The following is a 20,662-nucleotide window of genomic DNA, read 5'->3' on the forward strand; positions in this document are numbered from 1 at the left end:
AAGCAAAGAATCGAGTTAAATTAGATACAACAGGTGCATGGAAATCCAACTGACTCCGAACCCGAGAATTAATCCCGGCGTAACCCACTATTGTCTCTATGCTGAATGTGAGTCGAGAAATTTGATCCCAATCTTAAACCCTGTCGATTAAAAAGGAGTATGCAGCTAATGGCTTTAAGCGCCGCCCCTCAACAGCCTGTTGAGCATCAATCCCCACTCAAAACCAGTAATCCTAAAGCCCATAATCATTATCGGTTTCAGGATTTTTTCAGCTTTGATCCGTCCATGGGTACGGTTACAGACTGGAATCAAATGCGAAATATCTTTACGAGTGAAGATTTTATCATCGGTTTGGTCGAAGGATTAGAGGAAGAAGTCGGCAGTGCCTCCTCGGTGATCATGTATACCATTGGCAAAGAATGGGGCGTTAAGGACGCTATCTTTTTCCAGCAGTGGTATGAGGCCGAATTTGGTCAAAGTATTCGACAGTCTAACCTGATGTTTCTCTTAGAAACTTGGTGGTGGCCCTTCACCGCCCAAGGCTGGGGACGTTGGGAAGTGGACATGAGCGATCGCAAACATGGCTGTATCTTTATTAACCTATTTGACTCGGCCGTTGCCCGGACGTTAGGGGATGTGGGAAAACCCGTCTGTCATATCTATGCCGGATTATTTGCCGGATTTTTTAGTAATTTAGTCAAAAAAAGTCTAAGTTGTATTGAACTGCAATGTTATTCCATGGGAGAAACCTATTGTAAGTTTCTTTTGGGAAACCCAGACCGGATCGATGCCGCGGGTTTCTGGTTGAATGAAGGTGCTACCGCCCGGGATATTCAACGAAAATTACAGGATGGAGTGGTGCTGCGATGAAAAATCAGCCGGGTTGGCTCAGTGAGTCTGTTCAGGACTTTTTTGGCAATCTTAACTGGTTAGGGACACCCGTGAGGGTAGAAAATCATGATCGTACTCCGTCACAGTCCAATTTAACCCTGTCCGTGGCTGATTTTTTCCAACGGATTGATTGGGAAGGAGTTCCCCAGGTCGGAGCTATGCCAATTGTACCCGTGTCTGTTTCTAATACCCCCGATGAATCTGATGTCACTATTGAAGATTTAATGGGTTTATTTTAAATCAGTTATCAGTCATCAGTTATGAGTTATCAGTGTAGGAATTAAAATTAAAGACCTACTACCGCATGAATTCATACTTTAGACTATTCGTGTTAATCAACTGATAACTGATGACTGTTTGCCGATAACTGATAACTGTTTACTGATAACTGATAACTGTTTACCATGCAAGCCGAATTAAATGAATTATTAGTCAAAGCGGAAAATCGCTATCTTCAAACCGAAGAATTGCTAGGTTTTAAGAGCTATTCAGAAACTTTAGCCCAACGATTAAAAATTTATGAATTTCTTCGCGATCGAGAAGTGGTTATTTTTCAGCCCATTGCTGATCAAATTTCCGTCATATTTCCTCAAGAAAAGCAAGAGCGTTTAGAACAGGTTTTGCAACAATGGATTCTGATTTTGCGCCATAGTGCGATGGCGATGTTATTAAATGATTCAGAATACCTTCAACGACGAGTGATTGATTGGCTATCAGGTATAGTTCAAGCCCATAATAGTCAAGCTATTGATACTCAAGTCTACCAGTTGCTAAATACCCGTTTAAATGAATTACTCTCGGCAAAGGCAATGGTTTTTATACAACCCTTCCTAGAACAAGTTAAAAGTTACTTGCTAAAACCTTGAATAAAAAAGAGTTAATCGATTCTGATTAGCATTTTTTTAGAGGCCCTTGTTCAAAATCCTCCGTTTGTTGATCACAACCCTTAGCGGTTAACTATCAACCGTCAATATAACCTGCTTAAATTATGATTGAAATTAACAATTTACTCACCAAACCTCAACTTCCAGGCAACTATTTCGCCTATGATGCCTATGTCAAAGGCGATCTGGAATTAGGGTTACTAGAAAATCGCCTGGGAGGTCGTCTACTAGGTCTTCCCTCAACTTTCCTAGAAGCAATTTATACCGGATTAGAACAAGAAACAGGTCAAGCCACTCGTTTAGTTTTATTTAACTGTGGTCGCTGGTGGGGGAAAAATTTTTATGTGCGTTTTTGTGAAGAAATCAGCGAATATTATGACAAAACCGTGGCGCAAATGGAAATGATCGAATTCATTCAATGTTTGCAACAATGTTGGAAAACCCATGGTTGGGGAACCTTTGATTTAGATACCCAATATGTTAATACTGGAGTTTTGATTCTGATTACTAAAAACTCTCCCTTTCCCAGTGTAGCCAAAGGCTGGAGCCGACCCGTTTGTTTTTTGGAAGCTGGAATTTTTAGCTCTTTTTTTAGTCGATTAACTGGACGAGACCTCCATTGTATTCAAACAACCTGTGAGTCAATGGGTGCAGAGTCTAACCAATTTATTCTCGGTTTGAGTAATCGTTTACAATCAGTCGAAGCCTTAGTTGATGAAGGAAAGGATCATGAAACGATTCTTAAAGCGCTGGTCTGAAATATTAATCGGTCATCGGTAAACAAATCACTCACACAGATCTGCCCCTATCCCTTGTGCCCTTGCTCAGTCTCTACACCGATTACTGATTAAAGCAAGTTATAAAAATATTAAAAGGAGATCGTTTGGGTTCATTGGAGACTGTCAACTTAGGTTTAACCCATGGATGCGATTGAACTACTGAGTCGATATGGAGATGGAGAACGGGATTTTAAGGGCCTGAGTCTGCGAGGTATGATTCTGAGTACCCATTCTTATCGGCCTAATACTGCAATAACAATGGGTTTAGCTAATCTTCGAGAACCCCAAAATCGACCACATCTCATTGGTGCAGATTTAAGTCATGCTGATTTAAGCGAAGCCCATCTCTGTCTGGTTAATCTTAGCAAGGCTAATTTAACCGGAGCCAATTTAACCGGGGCTAATCTCAGTGGAGCTAGTCTGAGTGGGACTATTTTAACTGGGGCTAATTTGAGTCGGGTTAACCTCGAAGGAGCTCACCTAAATTGGGCTAATTTACAAGAAGCTGATCTTAACCATTGCAATCTCAAAAGTGCTGATTTTAGTTCGGCAATTCTCATAGAAGCAATTTTGACTCAAGCTTCTTTAGTTAAAGCCTATTTAATTAAGGCAAATCTTCGCCAGGCTATCTTGAAAAACACGGATTTGACCCAGGCTAATTTGAAAGATGTGGACTTATCGGGGGCCGATTTGAGTCAAGCCATCATTATCCGAGCTAATTTAAGTGGTGCGAATTTGAAGGGGGCTGATTTAACCAAAGCCCAGATGTTAAAAACTAATTTAAGACACGCTGATTTAACTAATGCTTTTCTCAATTCTGCGACTTTATTAGAAGCAGATTTGAATGAAGCTAACTTGAGTGGAGCCAATCTTAGTAAAGCTAATTTGAGTAAAACTTATCTCAGGAATGTCTGTTTAAATGGAGCTCATTTAAGTGGAATTAATTTAAGTGGCGCGGATTTGGGTGGGATTGATTTACGACAAAAATTATTAACGGGAATCAATTTAGCTGGCGCTTATTTAAGTGAAGCTAACTTAGAAGGAGCGTTACTGATGGATGCTAACTTAAGTGCCAGTAATTTAAGTTCTGCTAACCTAAGTAAATCTTGTCTGATTAATGCCGATTTAAGAAATACTCATCTGGGTAATGCTAATTTAACAGATGCGAATTTAATGGGAGCTAATTTAAGCGGTGCTGATTTAAGAGGAGCAATTTTAAAAGGAGCCATTTTAGCCAATGCTGAAATTAAGGGCGCACAATTAAATGGCGCTACATTACCGAATGGCAAAGTTTATAATTCCTAAAAATCCCAGGATTTATTACGTTCTTTTTTTACACAAAGTATTTGAATTTAGTTCAATTAGAGGTAAAAATATATTATTTTCCTCTGGGGTTAAATAATTTTTAATTACATCGGACATGGTTTGACAAGTTAATTGAGTTAGATCTTGAACTTGAAAAGCTTGTAAAATTGTCGAAAACCAAATTAATAGGCGTTGTCGCAAGTATTCAGGATCATCTATCAATAATGCCATCGCTGAATACCGTAAAACTCTGATTGTATCTAAACGCCATTTTGATTTTAAATTCACTGAACCTTGAATAAAAATGTCTGGATTCATTTTTTCTAGCTTTTTCTGAATTTGATTCATGATAACCGATTCATTTTTTTGAATTTTTTGATAGGCGCTAATTCGATATTTAAACGTCTGGAAATAGGATTTCAAAAAATCCAGTTCTTCCGGTGTTGCATAACGACCATCAACTTCAACACTTAACCGTTCTAAATTAGTAAACATAAATCAATTATACCAGGCAATTATTATAGCAAAACAAGCTGATTAACTTTTAACTTTTATACTGATAACTGATAACTGTTGACTGATAACTGAATAACTGATTACTGGTCATCTTTAGCATTTCGAGTTCGAGCTAGATATTCGCCCACTTGTAAACGAGTTTCTTTCAATTGATTTAGAATTGATCGGGTAATCAGTTTTCCAGTTTCAACCACAACTTGCCCAGTAATCGGATGCAGGAGTTCTTGTTCGGCTCGTCGCCCGACTAAAGATTCTATATCTTCGATGGCATCAATATACATCCCCGAGGGTAATTCAACAACAATGCCCTCCCCAAGAACATGAGCTTGACACGCCAAACGGGAATTGGGTTTAGCCGTTGTGATCACTTCTAGGGTTCTTTGTTCACGACGGCTGACTTTTGATAAACCATCCATACCATCTTTAATAAAAACATGGCAAGTTGCACACATTCCTCGCCCGCCGCATTCTTTCAGGACATGAAGTTCCTTGGTCATTAATGCGGAGAGCAAATTAGAATTAGTCTTAACCGCCATTTCTTCCGCAATCGGTTCCAGTCGCAGTATTTTAGCCATTTGTAGTAAAAATTAGATTAGAGAATCAGTAGATCAAAAAAATATAGATTGCACAACTGAACCGTTAAATTTAAGACCACACAGACATTAACGCTTAATTATCGCAGCAGGATAACAAATTTAGACTTTAGGGACGATGAACTTGAGCATTCGGCTCTTGCACCCAAATTGCATAACCTTTTGGAGTTTTTGTAATTACGGTGCTATCTCCCACCCTTCCTAGTTTAGCAACGATTTCTAAGGTTTTATCAGCAGCCTCTACCGCCTTAAAAAAACTATAATATTCCTCGTCCACACAAACCGCAGCCACTGGTTTCTCCAAATCCGGTACTTTGATTTGACAAGTGTGATACTGGTTTTGGGATTGGATGATTTTAGTTGGGGCTGTCCCCGTAGTTTGTGTTGTAGAGTCTGATTCGACTGAAGAAAACATAAACACCCTTAATGGCTAGATAATGGTAATTTGTTAGTAATACCCATATTCTAGTTATACTCTAATACTATGGGATGGAGCGTTAACAAAGCGGTCTAAAACACACCATGCAGGCTTCTCGATACCGAATTTTGGGGTTAGTAGGACAAGGCCAGTTTGGTAGGGTTTACTGTGCCAGCGATCGCCGCACCGGACAACTGGTCGCTCTCAAAGAACTCAGTCATCGAAGCGCCCCTACTCACCAATTTTTACAAGAACTATGGTTTATTATCAGTCTACAACATCCTAATATTGCTGTTTGTCTAGGTCTTGAACATATCCAGACCGGACGGTATTTAGTAATGGAGTATTGTGAAGGGGGAACCCTTCGCCGTCTTCTCGAACAACAAAATTCCCTACGTCTGCAAGAAGGATTAAACCTGATCCTAGGGGTTTTAGAGGGTTTAGACTACGCCCATCAACGGGGTGTGATTCATTGTGACCTGAAACCTGAAAATATCCTGCTTACCCTCAAACCTCAAGGGTGGCATTCAAAATTATCAGACTTTGGAATTGCCCGTCGTCTTCCCCTGGCTGGAAAACTTTCCCCTTCAGAAAAGCCATCCACTTTTACCGGGGGATCTCCTGCTTACATGGCTCCCGAACGATTTTATGGCATTTATTCGCCGCGCTCAGATATTTATGCAGTTGGGATTATCTTGTTTGAACTTTTGGTAGGCGATCGCCCCTTTCATGGTTTACCCGGTGAGTTGATGTCCGCCCAATTAAATCAACGATTGCAGATTCCTTCAGAGATTCCTGAAGTCTTACAAACCGTCATTCAAAAAGCCTTAGAAAAACTCCCAGCCCGTCGCTACAAAACCGCAGCAGCCATGGCAGAAGCCTTGGGACAAGCCCTAGTTAATCCCGAAGTTGAAAGTCTGCTTGACTCTATTATTCCTGGGACACTTGCCGATTCGCCGACCGACAATAATTCCCAATTCTCAGAAGTTAATGGGTCTAATCTGACTAATATCCTTGAACAGTCTATTTCTTTACCTGCATTGGGAAATTGTAAATTTCCCCTAAATTGTATTACCAATTTTCCTTATCTTTATACAGGGTTAGGTCAATCTCTAAAAATTTGGTCACCTCCCCATGATTTATCTGCATCGAGTCAGGAAATTGATGTTATTTCTCAAGATACAATTCGATTTCCAGAAGCTATTTTAGCAATGCAAACAATGGTTAATGGTTGTTGTATTATGACCAAAAATCGAATTTATCATTGCACGCCTTTTCAAAAAAATCCTCAATCTCTATTGAATTTAAGCGCGATTCAATCCTTACAATCCTATGATGATAAACAATCGCCCATTCATAATAATATTAGCTCAGAAACCGTAACCACTAATTTGAAGCCAGCATCATCTCGGGATTTATTATATAGAGTCGCAATTGAACCAAATAGTCGCTATATGGCTTTAGCATTTTCGGGACAATTACGATTTTATTTATTAACCGAAAAACAAGGTTCTCCCGCGCTAAAACCGATTAAAAAACTATCCCTTTCTGTTCCTCAAATTCCAGAACTTATATTTTTAGATCGTAAACATTTACTCGGAGTTTGGCTAAACTTCAAACAAAAGCACTGCAATATGTTCCGATTTTATACTCGCCGGGGAAACCCCATGGGAAACCTGAAATTATCAATTCCTTTAAAACAACTGATTCCTACTACTCAAGCCTACACTTTATTAGGTATTGGATGCGATGATCAGCCTCAGCTTGTCCTGTTACATTTAAAGCCTCTGGGGATTATTCGTATTCCCTTAAGCTCGCCACCCACAATTGCTTGCGCTACCTCTTGGGGATATGTTATAGCGGATAAAGAGGGAAAATACACCTTCTTTAATTTAGAAGGAAAATTTTTAGGTAATTATCTTGGCCCTGTTAATCCTCAAGCCATGACCTCTTGGGGGAAAACAGGTTTAGCAATTCTGAGCGCTCGCGAACCCCAGGGTTATTTACATTTTGTACAATCTATTAATCTTGAGTCAGACCTATGAATCACGATCCATTAATTGAATCTATAGATATTACTATCAATCCTATCAAACAATCATCCATAAATCAACCTCAAAATTTAGATGATTTTCTCGATCAAACCCTGATTAAATTTATTGATCCATTTCCGTTTGATTCTATTTCTCACTCTCCTGAAATTCCAGATTCTTTAGTTGAGGCTATGCAGGGATTAATTCAAATTATTGCCCATTTACGATCGCCTAATGGAGCCTGGCCGTCCCATTTACCCCAAACCCCTGAAAACCTAATTCCTTATGTTACAGAGGAAGCCTCGGAAGTATTAGCAGCTTATCAAGCTTACTCTGTTTCTACATCGAAAATTTTGCCAAATTCCTCAGATCAGAAACAATACAATATTCAACCTCCCGTTATTTTATTTCTTAATACATTAGTTCCTCAATTATTATGGAATCTAGTTCAAAGTAACAATCAGTTTATGCGACTTTTGACTGGCATTAATGCTGAAATTTTATTACCCAATCAAGATTGGACACCGGGAAAATTAAGATTAGTTGCTAGTTTAATGATTCAAACAGAAAATATACAAATTTCAATTGATTTAGCAACAAGTTTTTTGCCACCTCCCTTAATTACAACCGAAGCATATATTCAATCTAATGATTGTTCATTCTGTCAGAATCCTTTAGAAGTTAAATCTTTATTACAACAAATTACCCATCACCTTCAAGATCATTGGAATCCAATTAATTTATTAATTAATTCCATCAAAACTAAACTTCTTTATCCCAAGAGTCAATGGGAGCAAAGCCAAATCACTATAGAAATGGGATTTCAATTTATTCCTGACCCAAAAACATCAGAGGTTAGCCCCTTTTATTATTCCTTGGAAAATGAACAAACAGAAGAAGATTTTTTTACCCATACACCGATTCAAGATGTGGAATATTCTATTTTAGCGTCCATTTCTCAAGCGTCTTTATTAAAAACACAAATTCGACTCACAGACCCCAGTATTATTCAACCTTATATTCAAAGTCAAATCCAAAATTATGGGTTACACTGGCTGAATCAACAAAAACAATTTCATAATCTTAATCTTTCTTCTAAAACTATTTCAGATCTCGATCTTCAATCTAAAGATTCTTCTTTAATTGACTTAATTCAAATTGCCGATGAATTGGTTGATATTATTTACAGTCCCCAATCTCCTTCTAGTCTGATGCGTCTTCAACCTGAAATGCCATTGATCGAATTATCTCTAAGACTATTATGGCAAATGGTTAAAAGTAGTTATAATATTATGCAATTCATCAGTGGAATTCAAGCCAAAGTTCTACAACCTGGATTAACTTGGCAAACTGGAAACTTGAGATTATTAGCCGTTTTAAATGCTGAATTTATCAACGATTCTTGGGAAATAGATATCGCTAGTAGTCAACCCCTGAAGTTTGAATTAAATCCCTTGATACCTAACTCTATTATTCAATCAGATTGCCATGAATGGTGTCGATTGCCCCAATCCCTAGAATTTTTAAAAGTGCAAATTATTAATTTATTGGAAACTGCTCCTGAACTTAAAAGTTGGATCAAAGGAGCCAAAGTAGATTGGGGTAATTCTACTGAAAATTTAGAATTATCTGTTTCTTGGCAATCTGGATTCGCTCAACTCAGTTTTGATTTTGAATGGATTCCCAATCATTAATTAGGCAATAATTGAGTCTTACACTGATAATTGAAATGTATACTTACGCTTTTTTCAAAACTCCCATATCACCCCTAAAACTTCCTCCCGGGATTAAAGGTTCTTTAGAAATTATAAGTTTTTATGGGTTATCTGCTTTAGTCGAACCTAATTTAAAATCTCACGATCTCCCAGATACCGATGAACAATTAATCCAAGCCATTTTAATTCATGACCAAATTATCTGTGCCATTTTTGAACAAACTATCCTCTTACCGCTACGCTTCGGAATTTGTTTTCATACCGCCGCCTCCATTTCTGAGCATCTAGCCCTACATCAACAGGACTACTTACAAAAATTAGAGCAATTCCAAGGAAAAGCCGAGTATTGTTTACAGGGAGTTCCCCTCGAACCCACACCCAACACCCCAACTCAAACCCCACCAATAGACTCCTCCCCCCAGCGAGGGAGAGACTACTTCTTAGCCAAAAAACAACTACATCAGCGTCAACTAGAACATCAACACCAGCAAACCCAGGAATGGCAACAGCTAATTAACACCATTAGCCAAAGCTATCCAGAAACCCGTTTTGCCGAAAGTCAACCCAATCGAGAACGCATCTATATATTGATTCCCCAAACCCAAGCCATCCAACTTCAAGAGCAACTCAATAAATGGCAAGATCAATCCCTTCATTGGCAGTTAACCCTTGGGGACGCCATACCGCCCTACCATTTTCTTTAACCTTCCTGTCCCATGGAAAGTCCCAAACGGAATTCTTCCACCGTCTCAATCTATATATTCAAGAAGATCGTGGGCTAGAAAGGCGATTTTGATTAGGAAAAAAATTTTTTTGGCAAAAAGCTTGACAAAGCTGGGGAGGTTAGATACATTGGTAAATGCGCTCGAGAAACGAAAGCGACGAGAGCGCGCCGAACCTAGAAAAAAGAATACGTTTGAAAGTCGAATTTACAAACTCCTAGTCAAAAAACTAAACGAGGAGTCAACTGTAAAGTTGATGACTCAAAAAATAACATGACTAATTAAATTAGTCAAGAGAAGAGCTAACAGATTCTTCAAAATGGAGAGTTTGATCCTGGCTCAGGATGAACGCTGGCGGTCTGCTTAACACATGCAAGTCGAACGGAATCCTTCGGGATTTAGTGGCGGACGGGTGAGTAACACGTAAGAACCTGCCTCTAGGACGGGGACAACAGTTGGAAACGACTGCTAAACCCGGATGAGCCGAAAGGTAAAAGATTTATCGCCTAGAGAGGGGCTTGCGTCTGATTAGCTAGTTGGTAAGGTAAAGGCTTACCAAGGCGACGATCAGTAGCTGGTCTGAGAGGATGATCAGCCACACTGGGACTGAGACACGGCCCAGACTCCTACGGGAGGCAGCAGTGGGGAATTTTCCGCAATGGGCGAAAGCCTGACGGAGCAAGACCGCGTGGGGGAGGAAGGTTCTTGGATTGTCAACCCCTTTTCTCAGGGAAGAACAAAATGACGGTACCTGAGGAAAAAGCATCGGCTAACTCCGTGCCAGCAGCCGCGGTAATACGGGGGATGCAAGCGTTATCCGGAATGATTGGGCGTAAAGAGTCCGTAGGTAGTCATTCAAGTCTGCTGTTAAAGAGCGAGGCTTAACTTCGTAAAGGCAGTGGAAACTGGAAGACTAGAGTGTAGTAGGGGCAGAGGGAATTCCTGGTGTAGCGGTGAAATGCGTAGAGATCAGGAAGAACACCGGTGGCGAAGGCGCTCTGCTGGGCTATAACTGACACTGAGGGACGAAAGCTAGGGGAGCGAATGGGATTAGATACCCCAGTAGTCCTAGCGGTAAACGATGGAAACTAGGTGTGGCCTGTATCGACCCGGGCCGTGCCGAAGCTAACGCGTTAAGTTTCCCGCCTGGGGAGTACGCACGCAAGTGTGAAACTCAAAGGAATTGACGGGGGCCCGCACAAGCGGTGGAGTATGTGGTTTAATTCGATGCAACGCGAAGAACCTTACCAGGACTTGACATCTCTGGAATCCTGCTGAAAGGTGGGAGTGCCGTAAGGAACCAGAAGACAGGTGCTGCATGGCTGTCGTCAGCTCGTGTCGTGAGATGTTGGGTTAAGTCCCGCAACGAGCGCAACCCTCGTCGTTAGTTGCCATCATTAAGTTGGGAACTCTAGCGAGACTGCCGGTGACAAACCGGAGGAAGGTGAGGATGACGTCAAGTCAGCATGGCCCTTACGTCCTGGGCGACACACGTACTACAATGCGAGGGACAGAGAGCAGCCAACCCGCGAGGGAGAGCGAACCTCTTAAACCCTGGCACAGTTCAGATTGCAGGCTGCAACTCGCCTGCATGAAGGAGGAATCGCTAGTAATCGCAGGTCAGCATACTGCGGTGAATCCGTTCCCGGGCCTTGTACACACCGCCCGTCACACCATGGAAGTGAGCCACGCCCGAAGTCATTACTCTAACCCGCAAGGGGGGAGGGTGCCGAAGGCGGGGTTGATGACTGGGGTGAAGTCGTAACAAGGTAGCCGTACCGGAAGGTGTGGCTGGATCACCTCCTTTTAGGGAGACCTACTTTTGAGTCGAGTGCCCAATCCAAAAATACAGCACCCTCAAAAGTCATCCCAGGTCGTGCTAGGAAAAAAGAGACTTTCAAACGTATCTCAAGTTCGGAAAAAGGGCTATTAGCTCAGGTGGTTAGAGCGCACCCCTGATAAGGGTGAGGTCCCTGGTTCAAGTCCAGGATGGCCCACCTAAAAAATGTGGGGGTATAGCTCAGTTGGTAGAGCGCTGCCTTTGCAAGGCAGATGTCAGCGGTTCGAGTCCGCTTACCTCCACTGAAAATATTCCTAGAACCAATCAGCACTACAGCTTTCCGAGAAGAAAGAGTAAATGCTGGGAAAAGTTCCAGCCAGAACCTTGAAAACTGCATAGAAGAATCAAAAGGGATCAAGAATGAAACCAGAACCGGGAATAATAAACCCGGAAAAGTTCTGGTGTTCAGGAGTTCGGAAACGAACAGAAATTCTCGAAAAAAGAGAAAGTGGTCAAGATAGAAAGGGCTGACGGTGGAAACCTTGGCACACAGAGGCGAAGAAGGACGTGGCGACCGACGATAAACTCCGGGGAGCTGGAAGCGAGCGACGAGCCGGAGGTGTCCGAATGGGGCAACCCAAAAACAGCCCACTGAATCAAATAGGTGGGCATGAGCGAACCGGGCGAACTGAAACATCTTAGTAGCCCGAGGAAAAGAAAGCAAAAGCGATTTCCCGAGTAGTGGTGAGCGAAAGGGAAACAGCCTAAACCAGTCGGTTTACCGATTGGGGTAGTGGGACAGCGACACTGGACTTAGAGAGTTAGACAAAGCAGATGAAACCTGCACCAGAGAAGGTGAAAGTCCTGTAGTCGAAAACTCAAAGAGCCTAGCTGAATCCCGAGTAGCACGGAGCCCGTGAAAGTCCGTGTGAATCCGCCTCGACCACGAGGTAAGGCTAAATACTCCTGTGTGACCGATAGAGAAACAGTACCGTGAGGGAAAGGTGAAAAGAACCCCGGAAGGGGAGTGAAATAGAACCTGAAACCGTCAGCTTACAAGCAGTGGGAGTCCGATTTAACGGATGACCGCGTGCCTGTTGAAGCATGAGCCGGCGAGTTAAAGGCAATGGCAGGTTAAGACAGAAAATGTCGCAGCCCAAGCGAAAGCGAGTCTGAAGAGGGCGAAGTCGTCATTGTTTTTAGACCCGAACCCGGGTGATCTAACCATGTCCAGGATGAAGCTTGGGTAAAACCAATTGAAGGTCCGAACCGACCGATGTTGAAAAATCGGCGGATGAGGTGTGGTTAGGGGTGAAATGCCAATCGAACCCGGAGCTAGCTGGTTCTCCCCGAAATGTGTTGAGGCACAGCGGTTGCGGAAAAATCTGGGGGGTAAAGCACTGTTTCGGTGCGGGCTGCGAGAGCGGTACCAAATCGAGACAAACTCTGAATACCCAGAGGAAGAGCAACCAGTCAGACGGTGGGGGATAAGCTCCATCGTCAAGAGGGAAACAGCCCAGACCACCAGCTAAGGTCCCCAAATCACCACTAAGTGAGAAAGGAGGTGGGAATGCCGTGACAACCAGGAGGTTTGCCTAGAAGCAGCCAACCTTAAAAGAGTGCGTAATAGCTCACTGGTCAAGCGTTCCTGCGCCGAAAATGAACGGGGCTAAGTGGTGTACCGAAGCTGTGGAATATGATTTATTGTATTGGTAGGGGAGCGTTCTGGCGTAGGGAGAAGCACTAGCGGAAGCAGGTGTGGACGAACCAGAAGTGAGAATGTCGGCTTGAGTAGCGAAAATGTAGGTGAGAATCCTACACCCCGAAACCCTAAGGGTTCCTCCGCACGGCTCGTCCGCGGAGGGTGAGTCAGGGCCTAAGGCGAGGCTGAAGAGCGTAGTCGATGGACAACGGGCGAATAGTCCCGTACCGTGGGTAAATTGGTCAGGGGAACGGAGAAGGTGTGTGCTAGCCGGATGATGGTTACCGGTGCAACCGTACGAGGTGTTGAGGTCTGGCGAAAACAGACTGAGCTAAGGCGGGAGTCCGACCCTTTACGAAGGGGAAGTAGAGAGCATCAAGCTTCCAAGAAAAGCCCTAAAACCGTTAATTTACCAACGCCTGTACCCGAAACCGACACAGGTAGGGAGGTTGAGAAAACTCAGGGGCGCGAGATAACTCTCTCTAAGGAACTCGGCAAAATGGCTCCGTAACTTCGGGAGAAGGAGTGCTTACGCAAGTAAGCCGCAGTGAAGAGGCCCAGGCGACTGTTTACCAAAAACACAGGTCTCCGCCAACTCGTAAGAGGAAGTATGGGGGCTGACGCCTGCCCAGTGCCGGAAGGTTAAGGAAGTCGGTCAGGCGCAAGCTAAAGCTGATGACTGAAGCCCCGGTGAACGGCGGCCGTAACTATAACGGTCCTAAGGTAGCGAAATTCCTTGTCGGGTAAGTTCCGACCCGCACGAAAGGCGTAACGATCTGGGCACTGTCTCGGAGAGAGACTCGGCGAAATAGAATTGTCTGTGAAGATACGGACTACCTGCACCTGGACAGAAAGACCCTATGAAGCTTTACTGTATCCTGGAATTGGGTTCGGGCTTTGCTTGCGCAGTATAGGTGGGAGGCTTTGAAGTCATCCTTGTGGGGATGATGGAGCCATCGGTGAGATACCACTCTAGTAGAGCTAGAATTCTAACTCTAACCCGTGAATCCGGGTTGAAGACAGTTTCAGGGGGGCAGTTTGACTGGGGCGGTCGCCTCCTAAAAGGTAACGGAGGCGCGCAAAGGTTCCCTCAGAATGGTTGGAAATCATTCGCAGAGTGTAAAGGCATAAGGGAGCTTGACTGTGAGACCTACAAGTCGAACAGGGTGGAAACACGGCCTTAGTGATCCGACGGTACTGTGTGGAAAGGCCGTCGCTCAACGGATAAAAGTTACTCTAGGGATAACAGGCTGATCTCCCCCAAGAGTTCACATCGACGGGGAGGTTTGGCACCTCGATGTCGGCTCATCGCAACCTGGGGCGGAAGTACGTCCCAAGGGTTGGGCTGTTCGCCCATTAAAGCGGTACGTGAGCTGGGTTCAGAACGTCGTGAGACAGTTCGGTCCATATCCGGTGCAGGCGCAAGAGCATTGAGAGGAGCCTTCCCTAGTACGAGAGGACCGGGAAGGACGCACCGCTGGTGTACCTGTTATCGTGCCAACGGTAAACGCAGGGTAGCTATGTGCGGAGTGGATAACCGCTGAAAGCATCTAAGTGGGAAGCCCACCTCAAGATGATTGCTCTCACCACTTTTTGTGGGTAAGGTCACGGGCAGAACACCCGTTTATAGGTGTTAGGTCGAAGTCCAGCGATGGATGTAGCCGAGACACACTAACAGACCGAGGGCTTGACCTCATACCCTTTTTGATTCTCTATGCAGTCTTCAGTTTTCTGTTTAATAAATTAAAGAGAATTGAATCACTGCCCCGGTTTTAATATTTAATCGGGGCAGTTTCTGTAAGTCAGCATTTCTAAAAAGGGTTTCCACTGTCGGGTCGCTACACCCTTAGCAAATAGATCGAATCCTTTATAATCAGGACTTACGCAAGCAGGCTATTTTCTAAAGCAGCAATATTTGCCCCCTAAATCCCCCAAAATTGGGGGACTTTAAATAGACTCTCCTTAATTCTTATAAGTGGTCATAAGTTGTTGCATTAATTGGGCAACATCTGGGTTGTAAATCCTGAGATAATTCCAATAATTCTCAAATACAGATTTCACATAGCCTTGGGTTTCAGGATAGGGAATTTTAACTACAAATTCGTCGGGATCTTGAAATCCAAAACGTTGTAACCACCCGGAAACAGCCCCCGGCCCAGCATTGTAACTGGCAACGGCCAACATTGAATTATTGTTATATTCTCGATGGGTAAAATCCAGATAATAGGTTCCTAAATTAACATTATCATTGACATTTTCCAAGGAATAATCCGTTAATTTAATTTGTTTAGCCACCTCCTCCCCGGTTTCCGGCATCACCTGCATTAATCCTGTTGCACCAACCACGGATTTAATCCCCGGCATAAACCGCGATTCTTGACGAATTAAAGCCGTTACTAATACGGGATTTAACTGCCGTTCTTTTGACCAATTAACAATGGTTTCTAAGTAGGGAAAAGGATATAAAGCTTCCCAATAGGCGGGTTTTTGTTTTAATTCTAAATATTGCGATCGCTCCTGGGGATCATCTCGGCGATTTAAACTCGATAACATCCAAATTCCTTCTAAATTGTCCCCCACGCCCATCCGTATTAAGCCATCGGTATATTGTTCGGAAACCGACGGCTGGGTAATATTTTTAAACTCCGTTTGCCATAATTTCCAAGCCTCTTGATTTTGCCCTAACGCATACAGTTCTTGTAAAGTTTCAGAACCCGCCGGAGGCACTTCCCGAATATCAGGATGTTCGACATGGGGCGAGAGGGATCGAACAGTGGTAAAATCGCCCACCGGCCATCCTAAATGCACCGCAGAACGCCAAGCATAATAGGAGGAAGGATAACGAACAATTAAATATTCAAAAGCTTTTTTAGCCTCTTGGGAATTGCCATTTTTTTCCGCCCATTTTCCCACCCAAAATGTCGCTTCTGGAGCAAATTCACTATCGGGATTTTGGGTTGAAACTTGTTTTGCCCAGTCGGATGCTGATTTTAAATCCCCCGCTTTTAAGGCTTGTTGAGCAAGTTCCCAACGCAATTGGGCAGCGGCTTCAGAATCACTATATTTACTGAGTAATTGTTGACGAGTTTCGGAAGCTAATTTTTCCGATCGCATTTGATCTAAAAGTTTAGATTTATCTAATAGAGCTTCGGCTGCATGACGGGGAAATTTAGCAATTACTTGATCTAAATACCCTAAAGCCTCTTTTTTCTCAACTAGCCGCGATAACCGCAATAAACCAAATCCCGCATCTTCTCCTTGAGAGTCTATTTCCTGGGGAAAACTATTAATTAATTGTTTGTAGGCAATTCGAGACTGAGGAATTTTATCATTTAACCATAACCCTCGGGCATGACGGTAGAGATTTTTAGGGGTTTTGGGGGCTTTTTCATAGGCGAGCGCCGCTTTCCCATAATCCTGTTTTTCCCAATAGCCAAACGCTACGGTTTCCCATTGTTCCGGGGTCAGTTGAGTGCCGAATTGAGCTTTTAATTGTTCTAAATAGGTTCCATAGTCTTTTAAAGATAATCCATGTTTAGCAATTAGAAATAATAATTCTGGTTGATTGGGATTTTGTTTAAGGCGAGTTTGAATAATTTCTAGGGTACGGGGATGGCTGGGAAATTGGGTGATCGCTTGATCCCAATATTCAGGCTGGGTTTTTCCTAATGTATATAACGCTTCAACAACAACGGGTTGAGTGCTATAATTTTTCAACAATTCCTGCCAAGTTTTTTGGGCTTTTTCCAGATCTCCAATTTGTTCATAAGCCCGCGCCCGTTTGACTAAAATATGACCCCCTAAGAGGGGATAATCCTGATCCAATCCCTTTAATAATTTAATTGCGGTTTCGGGTTGTTCGGCTAAAGAATCCCCCGCTAATAAATATCGCGCCCGACTTCTTTCTAAAGAAGCTTTTCGGTCTTGGGCGATCGCTTCTAATTCGGTTTGACGTTGGGAAACGGGGGATAAAGCCAGTTGTAATACTTTCGACTCAGGAATTTGCTGATCAGCCGAATAGCTTTGTTCAACGGACTGTTTCCATCCGCGAAATACGGCCATTGGAAAGAATACACCCACCAACAAAGCCCCAGATGCGATCGCTGGTAAAACCCAAACTTTAGAGATCGGTCGCTTAATCATGATCGATATTTATAAAAAGAATAAAACGGAAAATTAACCCCACCTTCAGGATTTTAACGGATATTTCCAGAGGAGGCCTAACCCCCTCAAACCCCAACTCTACTTATTGACCCGACACAACAACCAACGCAAGGACATGGGGGGTTTTTGGATCGGGACAACATCTCGACCCTGTGACCAATGTTCAAACCAACCCGTCGGGGGCCAGGCTTCCGGGGGGAGGTGAGTGCGTTCATACTCATACACCGACTCATCGGAAATCAGTTGGAGTGGTAAATTCTGGAGTAGGGAATTCATCTCACCCGGAGTGATCACATAAGACCATTGAATTTGACCCATTTCCCGAATTTTATCATCTGGCTGGAAATCGGTATCGGTGATAAACGTACTGAATAAAATTAAACCCCCGGGGGCGGCTGCGTCACAGACTTTACTTAGGAGGGTTTGTACATCATCCAAGTTGCGAAAATGGGAAATCACTTCTGCAATTAAAACTAACCGATAATAATTAGCCGGGAGGACTAGGGCGGGGTTGAGAATATTGCTTTGGATCACCCGAATCGGTAAACTAGCGTCTTTAGCTTCCTTAGCAATAATTTGAGCAAAGTCTGGGGTCAGTTCCACCGCATCCACCGGATGTCCCTTGCGGGCTAAAGGTAAGGTATTACGACCTACCCCCGCCCCCACATCTAAAATTGGAGTTCGGGCTGGGTCAGGAAATTCGGACACCACGGCCATTAATTTACTATCGGGATGGGCTCCAAATAATGGCCCCTCCCGGGTCGTTAACCAGCGTTGATATTTATTTTCTAAAGAGGCGACTTCGGTAGTAACAGTGAGTTTAAGACCACTGGTTAAGCCTTGAGTGGGTTCGGGGGGTTCATATCTAAAAATTAAACGCGCATGGGGTGAAGCCTGATATCCTTCATGGAGTTTGCGCTCGACTAGCTGACGTAAGCCATTCATTTCCTCCGGGGTGAAATTTTGTCCTAACGCCGCCAGCAGGGCGTTAAACTGAGTCATATATTCATCGATCAAAGCCGGCGCGCAAGGGAGAACCAGTTGTCCCCGGGCTGAAGTGAGTCGTTTCACTTTTAGTAAAAGTGCTTTTTCAATTAAACTTTGATCATTCACGGCCATCGATTGATTTATTGTCTCCACCAATGCAATATCCTCTAAATGCTGTATAGTGAGTCGCCCTGTTATTCTAATTTACAACAATAACATGGGAGATTGAAAACAAGTGTAGTTTGCGCCTAACCAATAAAAATTGAGCAACTTTGACACTGATAACCGATAACTAATAACTTATTAAGAAAATTTGGAGGTTAACAAACGTGCAATGGATCACGAAAGCTGCTCTTATCCGCCTGGGGATTTTGTTAGCAGGTTTAATGTTTTTGCTAATCGCGATCGCCTCTTTAATGATATCCATGCCTGGAAAAACTTATTCAGGACAGTTACCCCATCTGACCCCCTCTCAAGAACAGGTATCGCAGCAGTTAAACCGATATATTAAAATAATTGCCGATGATATTGGGGAACATAATTATATTTTTTATAATCAGTTAATTCAAGTAGAAAATTTTTTAAAAGAGCGGTTGAGTGACGCTGGTTATGCCGTAAAAACTCAAGAGTATGCCGTTGATGGAAAGATTTTTCGCAACTTAGAAATAGAAATTAGAGGGAGTGAAAAACCCGATGAAATTGTGATTGTTGGTGCTCATTATGATTCAGTTGTTGGTTCTCCAGGAGCTAATGATAATGCAACCGGAGCCGTTGCTATCTTGGCTTTAGCCGAAAAATTTGCTACCATTCAACCCAAACGAACTTTAAGGTTTTTAGAATTTGTCAATGAAGAACCTCCTTTTTTCTGGTCAGAAAATATGGGAAGTTGGGTTTATGCCCAACGCTGCAAAGAACGCCAGGAAAATATTGTAGCAATGCTCAGTTTAGAAACGATGGGCTTTTACTCTCAGGCTGCGAATAGTCAACAATATCCGGTAAATATTTTAAAATTAATTTATCCCAGCCCAGGCAATTTTATCAGTTTTATTGGTAATATTAGCTCTCGATCCTTAATTCATCAAGCGATCGGAAAATTTCGGAATTCTGCTAAATTTCCCTCCCAAGGCGTGAGTTTACCTAATTTTATTCCCGGCGTAGGATGGTCAGATCATTGGTCATTTTGGCAAGCTGGCTATCCCGCTTTGATGGTTACAGATACTGCCCCCTTTCGTTATCCCTATTATCATACTGAGCAGGATACTCCCGAACACATTGACTATTCTGCCTTAACTCTTGTGATATCTGGATTAGAGTCTGTCATTCAAGATTTAACTGAGTAATCTAGCAGATCCGCAAATATTGATTTAGGTACTTGTACAAAATCATGATACTATAGGAATATTGTCAATTTGGGGCTGTGGCTCAGGTGGATAGAGCAAGCGCCTCCTGAAGAATCGGGCACCCTGTGGGGAAACCCCGTGAGTGAATGTGGTCAAACTCAAGGAAGCCTAAGTCTGGAAACAGATACGGTAATCTTGAGCCAAGCTTTCCCTCTCAACGAGGAAAGAAGGTGCAGAGACTGGCTCTAGGGAATAATAATTTTATTCTTTAGACAAACGGCCACCGCCTACGGGCGATATTCGCCTACGGTGAAGGAATAGTCCAGAGAGTGGGGAAACTCACACAAATCTGAAGCGCTAGGTCGGCGGTTCAAATCCGCCCAGTCCCGTTGAATTTTGACTGAGCAAGATAATGAAGTGGAATCAACACCTGAGAAAATGGCATCGTACCTTGGCACCGATTGTTTTGCTGCCTTTGTTTGTTACCGTTGCCACAGGTGTTTCCTATCGGTTGGGGAAAAGTTGGCTGGGACTATCCCGCGACCAAGTGCATTTCCTCATGAGTATCCACGAGGGCGAGTATTTAGGACAAACCTTAGAGCCACTTTATGTGTTGCTCAATGGTTTGGGCTTGCTCTGGATGCTAGTTACGGGCGCGATTATGGTATTTCAACAGATTAAACCCTTAAAAAAACTCCAATCTGGGATAGCTCAAGTCAAATCTTTATTTCAGAAGCCATCACTTCAACCCTTGGACGATGAAAAATAATTGCTCCTCGGACGAGTCAGTCGTTCAGACGGCTCAAGGCTTCTGTGTTATATCCTGGTAGAAT

15 protein-coding genes, 2 tRNA genes and 2 rRNA genes are annotated in these 20,662 nt (G+C 43.1%); 14 read left to right on the forward strand and 5 right to left on the reverse strand.

The features are described 5' to 3' along the window. Positions 1-168: 168 nt before the first annotated feature. The 5 genes from PL9631_RS21405 to PL9631_RS21425 all read left to right on the forward strand — a co-directional run bounded on the left by PL9631_RS21405 (position 169) and on the right by PL9631_RS21425 (position 3,859). Positions 169-870, forward strand: coding sequence for a V4R domain-containing protein (locus tag PL9631_RS21405; protein WP_083623485.1), 702 nt, complete (start codon positions 169-171; stop codon positions 868-870). After that, positions 867-1,130 carry a hypothetical protein gene (locus PL9631_RS21410; RefSeq protein ID WP_083623486.1) on the forward strand — a complete coding sequence of 88 codons (264 nt, stop codon included), beginning with the start codon at positions 867-869 and terminating at the stop codon, positions 1,128-1,130. Before PL9631_RS21405 ends, PL9631_RS21410 begins: the two co-directional genes overlap by 4 nt. 165 nt (positions 1,131-1,295) lie before the next feature. Further along, positions 1,296-1,757 (forward strand): globin family protein, encoded by a 462-nt coding sequence (locus tag PL9631_RS21415; protein ID WP_083623488.1) that lies wholly within the window; start codon positions 1,296-1,298, stop codon positions 1,755-1,757. Between the two features lie 122 nt (positions 1,758-1,879). Then, entirely contained in the window at positions 1,880-2,533 is a 654-nt protein-coding gene (locus PL9631_RS21420) for a V4R domain-containing protein (protein ID WP_083623490.1), read from the forward strand. A gap of 162 nt (positions 2,534-2,695) precedes the next feature. Next, positions 2,696-3,859: a pentapeptide repeat-containing protein gene (locus PL9631_RS21425; RefSeq protein WP_083623492.1), complete on the forward strand. Its 1,164-nt coding sequence runs from the start codon at positions 2,696-2,698 to the stop codon at positions 3,857-3,859. 15 nt (positions 3,860-3,874) lie between these two features. Here the strand turns inward: PL9631_RS21425 and PL9631_RS21430 are convergent, their stop codons facing one another. From PL9631_RS21430 to PL9631_RS21440, 3 genes are all read right to left on the reverse strand, one after another. Further along, positions 3,875-4,354 (reverse strand): globin family protein, encoded by a 480-nt coding sequence (locus PL9631_RS21430; RefSeq protein ID WP_083623493.1) that lies wholly within the window; start codon positions 4,352-4,354, stop codon positions 3,875-3,877. A 101-nt stretch (positions 4,355-4,455) separates the two neighbouring features. Continuing rightward, entirely contained in the window at positions 4,456-4,950 is a 495-nt protein-coding gene (locus PL9631_RS21435) for a 2Fe-2S iron-sulfur cluster-binding protein (protein WP_083623495.1), read from the reverse strand. Between the two features lie 127 nt (positions 4,951-5,077). Next, positions 5,078-5,383, reverse strand: coding sequence for a hypothetical protein (locus PL9631_RS21440; RefSeq protein ID WP_083623497.1), 306 nt, complete (start codon positions 5,381-5,383; stop codon positions 5,078-5,080). A 107-nt stretch (positions 5,384-5,490) separates the two neighbouring features. Here PL9631_RS21440 and PL9631_RS21445 point away from each other — a divergent pair, with 107 nt between their 5' ends. From PL9631_RS21445 to PL9631_RS21475, 7 genes are all read left to right on the forward strand, one after another. Continuing rightward, positions 5,491-7,431, forward strand: coding sequence for a serine/threonine protein kinase (locus PL9631_RS21445; protein ID WP_083623499.1), 1,941 nt, complete (start codon positions 5,491-5,493; stop codon positions 7,429-7,431). Further along, positions 7,428-9,113 carry a hypothetical protein gene (locus tag PL9631_RS21450; RefSeq protein WP_083623500.1) on the forward strand — a complete coding sequence of 562 codons (1,686 nt, stop codon included), beginning with the start codon at positions 7,428-7,430 and terminating at the stop codon, positions 9,111-9,113. Before PL9631_RS21445 ends, PL9631_RS21450 begins: the two co-directional genes overlap by 4 nt. A 35-nt stretch (positions 9,114-9,148) precedes the next feature. Beyond that, positions 9,149-9,838 carry a GvpL/GvpF family gas vesicle protein gene (locus tag PL9631_RS21455; protein WP_083623502.1) on the forward strand — a complete coding sequence of 230 codons (690 nt, stop codon included), beginning with the start codon at positions 9,149-9,151 and terminating at the stop codon, positions 9,836-9,838. A 334-nt stretch (positions 9,839-10,172) separates the two neighbouring features. Continuing rightward, a 16S ribosomal RNA gene (locus tag PL9631_RS21460) occupies positions 10,173-11,663 on the forward strand. 116 nt (positions 11,664-11,779) lie between these two features. Continuing rightward, positions 11,780-11,853, forward strand: a tRNA-Ile gene (locus PL9631_RS21465). Positions 11,854-11,865: 12 nt separating this feature from the next. After that, a tRNA-Ala gene (locus PL9631_RS21470) sits at positions 11,866-11,938 on the forward strand. 208 nt (positions 11,939-12,146) lie between these two features. Next, positions 12,147-15,033: ribosomal RNA gene (locus PL9631_RS21475) — 23S ribosomal RNA — on the forward strand. The 16S and 23S rRNA genes sit together here with 2 tRNA genes alongside, the layout of an rRNA operon. 267 nt (positions 15,034-15,300) lie before the next feature. Here the strand turns inward: PL9631_RS21475 and PL9631_RS21480 are convergent. Then, on the reverse strand, positions 15,301-17,481 hold the full coding sequence (locus PL9631_RS21480) for a lytic transglycosylase domain-containing protein (protein WP_083623503.1): 2,181 nt from the start codon (positions 17,479-17,481) through the stop codon (positions 15,301-15,303). Between the two features lie 99 nt (positions 17,482-17,580). Continuing rightward, positions 17,581-18,642, reverse strand: a complete 1,062-nt coding sequence (locus PL9631_RS21485; RefSeq protein ID WP_231516809.1) for a class I SAM-dependent methyltransferase — start codon at positions 18,640-18,642, stop codon at positions 17,581-17,583. Between the two features lie 176 nt (positions 18,643-18,818). Between PL9631_RS21485 and PL9631_RS21490 the strand changes: the two genes are divergently transcribed. Next, on the forward strand, positions 18,819-19,829 hold the full coding sequence (locus PL9631_RS21490; protein WP_231516810.1) for a M28 family peptidase: 1,011 nt from the start codon (positions 18,819-18,821) through the stop codon (positions 19,827-19,829). Positions 19,830-20,241: 412 nt separating this feature from the next. Further along, positions 20,242-20,598: a peptidase gene (locus PL9631_RS21495; RefSeq protein ID WP_083623506.1), complete on the forward strand. Its 357-nt coding sequence runs from the start codon at positions 20,242-20,244 to the stop codon at positions 20,596-20,598. Positions 20,599-20,662 lie beyond the last annotated feature (64 nt).

The organism is Planktothrix paucivesiculata PCC 9631 (assembly GCF_900009265.2).
GTDB classification, from domain to species: Bacteria; Cyanobacteriota; Cyanobacteriia; order Cyanobacteriales; family Microcoleaceae; genus Planktothrix; species Planktothrix paucivesiculata.

Coding starts and splice junctions, on each gene's coding strand:
- PL9631_RS21480 (WP_083623503.1), bottom strand. CDS start 17,481: ATGATTAAGCGACCGATCTCTAAAGTTTGGGTTTTACCAGCGATCGCA.
- PL9631_RS21450 (WP_083623500.1), top strand. CDS start 7,428: ATGAATCACGATCCATTAATTGAATCTATAGATATTACTATCAATCCT.
- PL9631_RS21420 (WP_083623490.1), top strand. CDS start 1,880: ATGATTGAAATTAACAATTTACTCACCAAACCTCAACTTCCAGGCAAC.
- PL9631_RS21455 (WP_083623502.1), top strand. CDS start 9,149: ATGTATACTTACGCTTTTTTCAAAACTCCCATATCACCCCTAAAACTT.
- PL9631_RS21430 (WP_083623493.1), bottom strand. CDS start 4,354: ATGTTTACTAATTTAGAACGGTTAAGTGTTGAAGTTGATGGTCGTTAT.
- PL9631_RS21405 (WP_083623485.1), top strand. CDS start 169: ATGGCTTTAAGCGCCGCCCCTCAACAGCCTGTTGAGCATCAATCCCCA.
- PL9631_RS21495 (WP_083623506.1), top strand. CDS start 20,242: ATGAAGTGGAATCAACACCTGAGAAAATGGCATCGTACCTTGGCACCG.
- PL9631_RS21435 (WP_083623495.1), bottom strand. CDS start 4,950: ATGGCTAAAATACTGCGACTGGAACCGATTGCGGAAGAAATGGCGGTT.
- PL9631_RS21425 (WP_083623492.1), top strand. CDS start 2,696: ATGGATGCGATTGAACTACTGAGTCGATATGGAGATGGAGAACGGGAT.
- PL9631_RS21445 (WP_083623499.1), top strand. CDS start 5,491: ATGCAGGCTTCTCGATACCGAATTTTGGGGTTAGTAGGACAAGGCCAG.
- PL9631_RS21440 (WP_083623497.1), bottom strand. CDS start 5,383: ATGTTTTCTTCAGTCGAATCAGACTCTACAACACAAACTACGGGGACA.
- PL9631_RS21415 (WP_083623488.1), top strand. CDS start 1,296: ATGCAAGCCGAATTAAATGAATTATTAGTCAAAGCGGAAAATCGCTAT.
- PL9631_RS21410 (WP_083623486.1), top strand. CDS start 867: ATGAAAAATCAGCCGGGTTGGCTCAGTGAGTCTGTTCAGGACTTTTTT.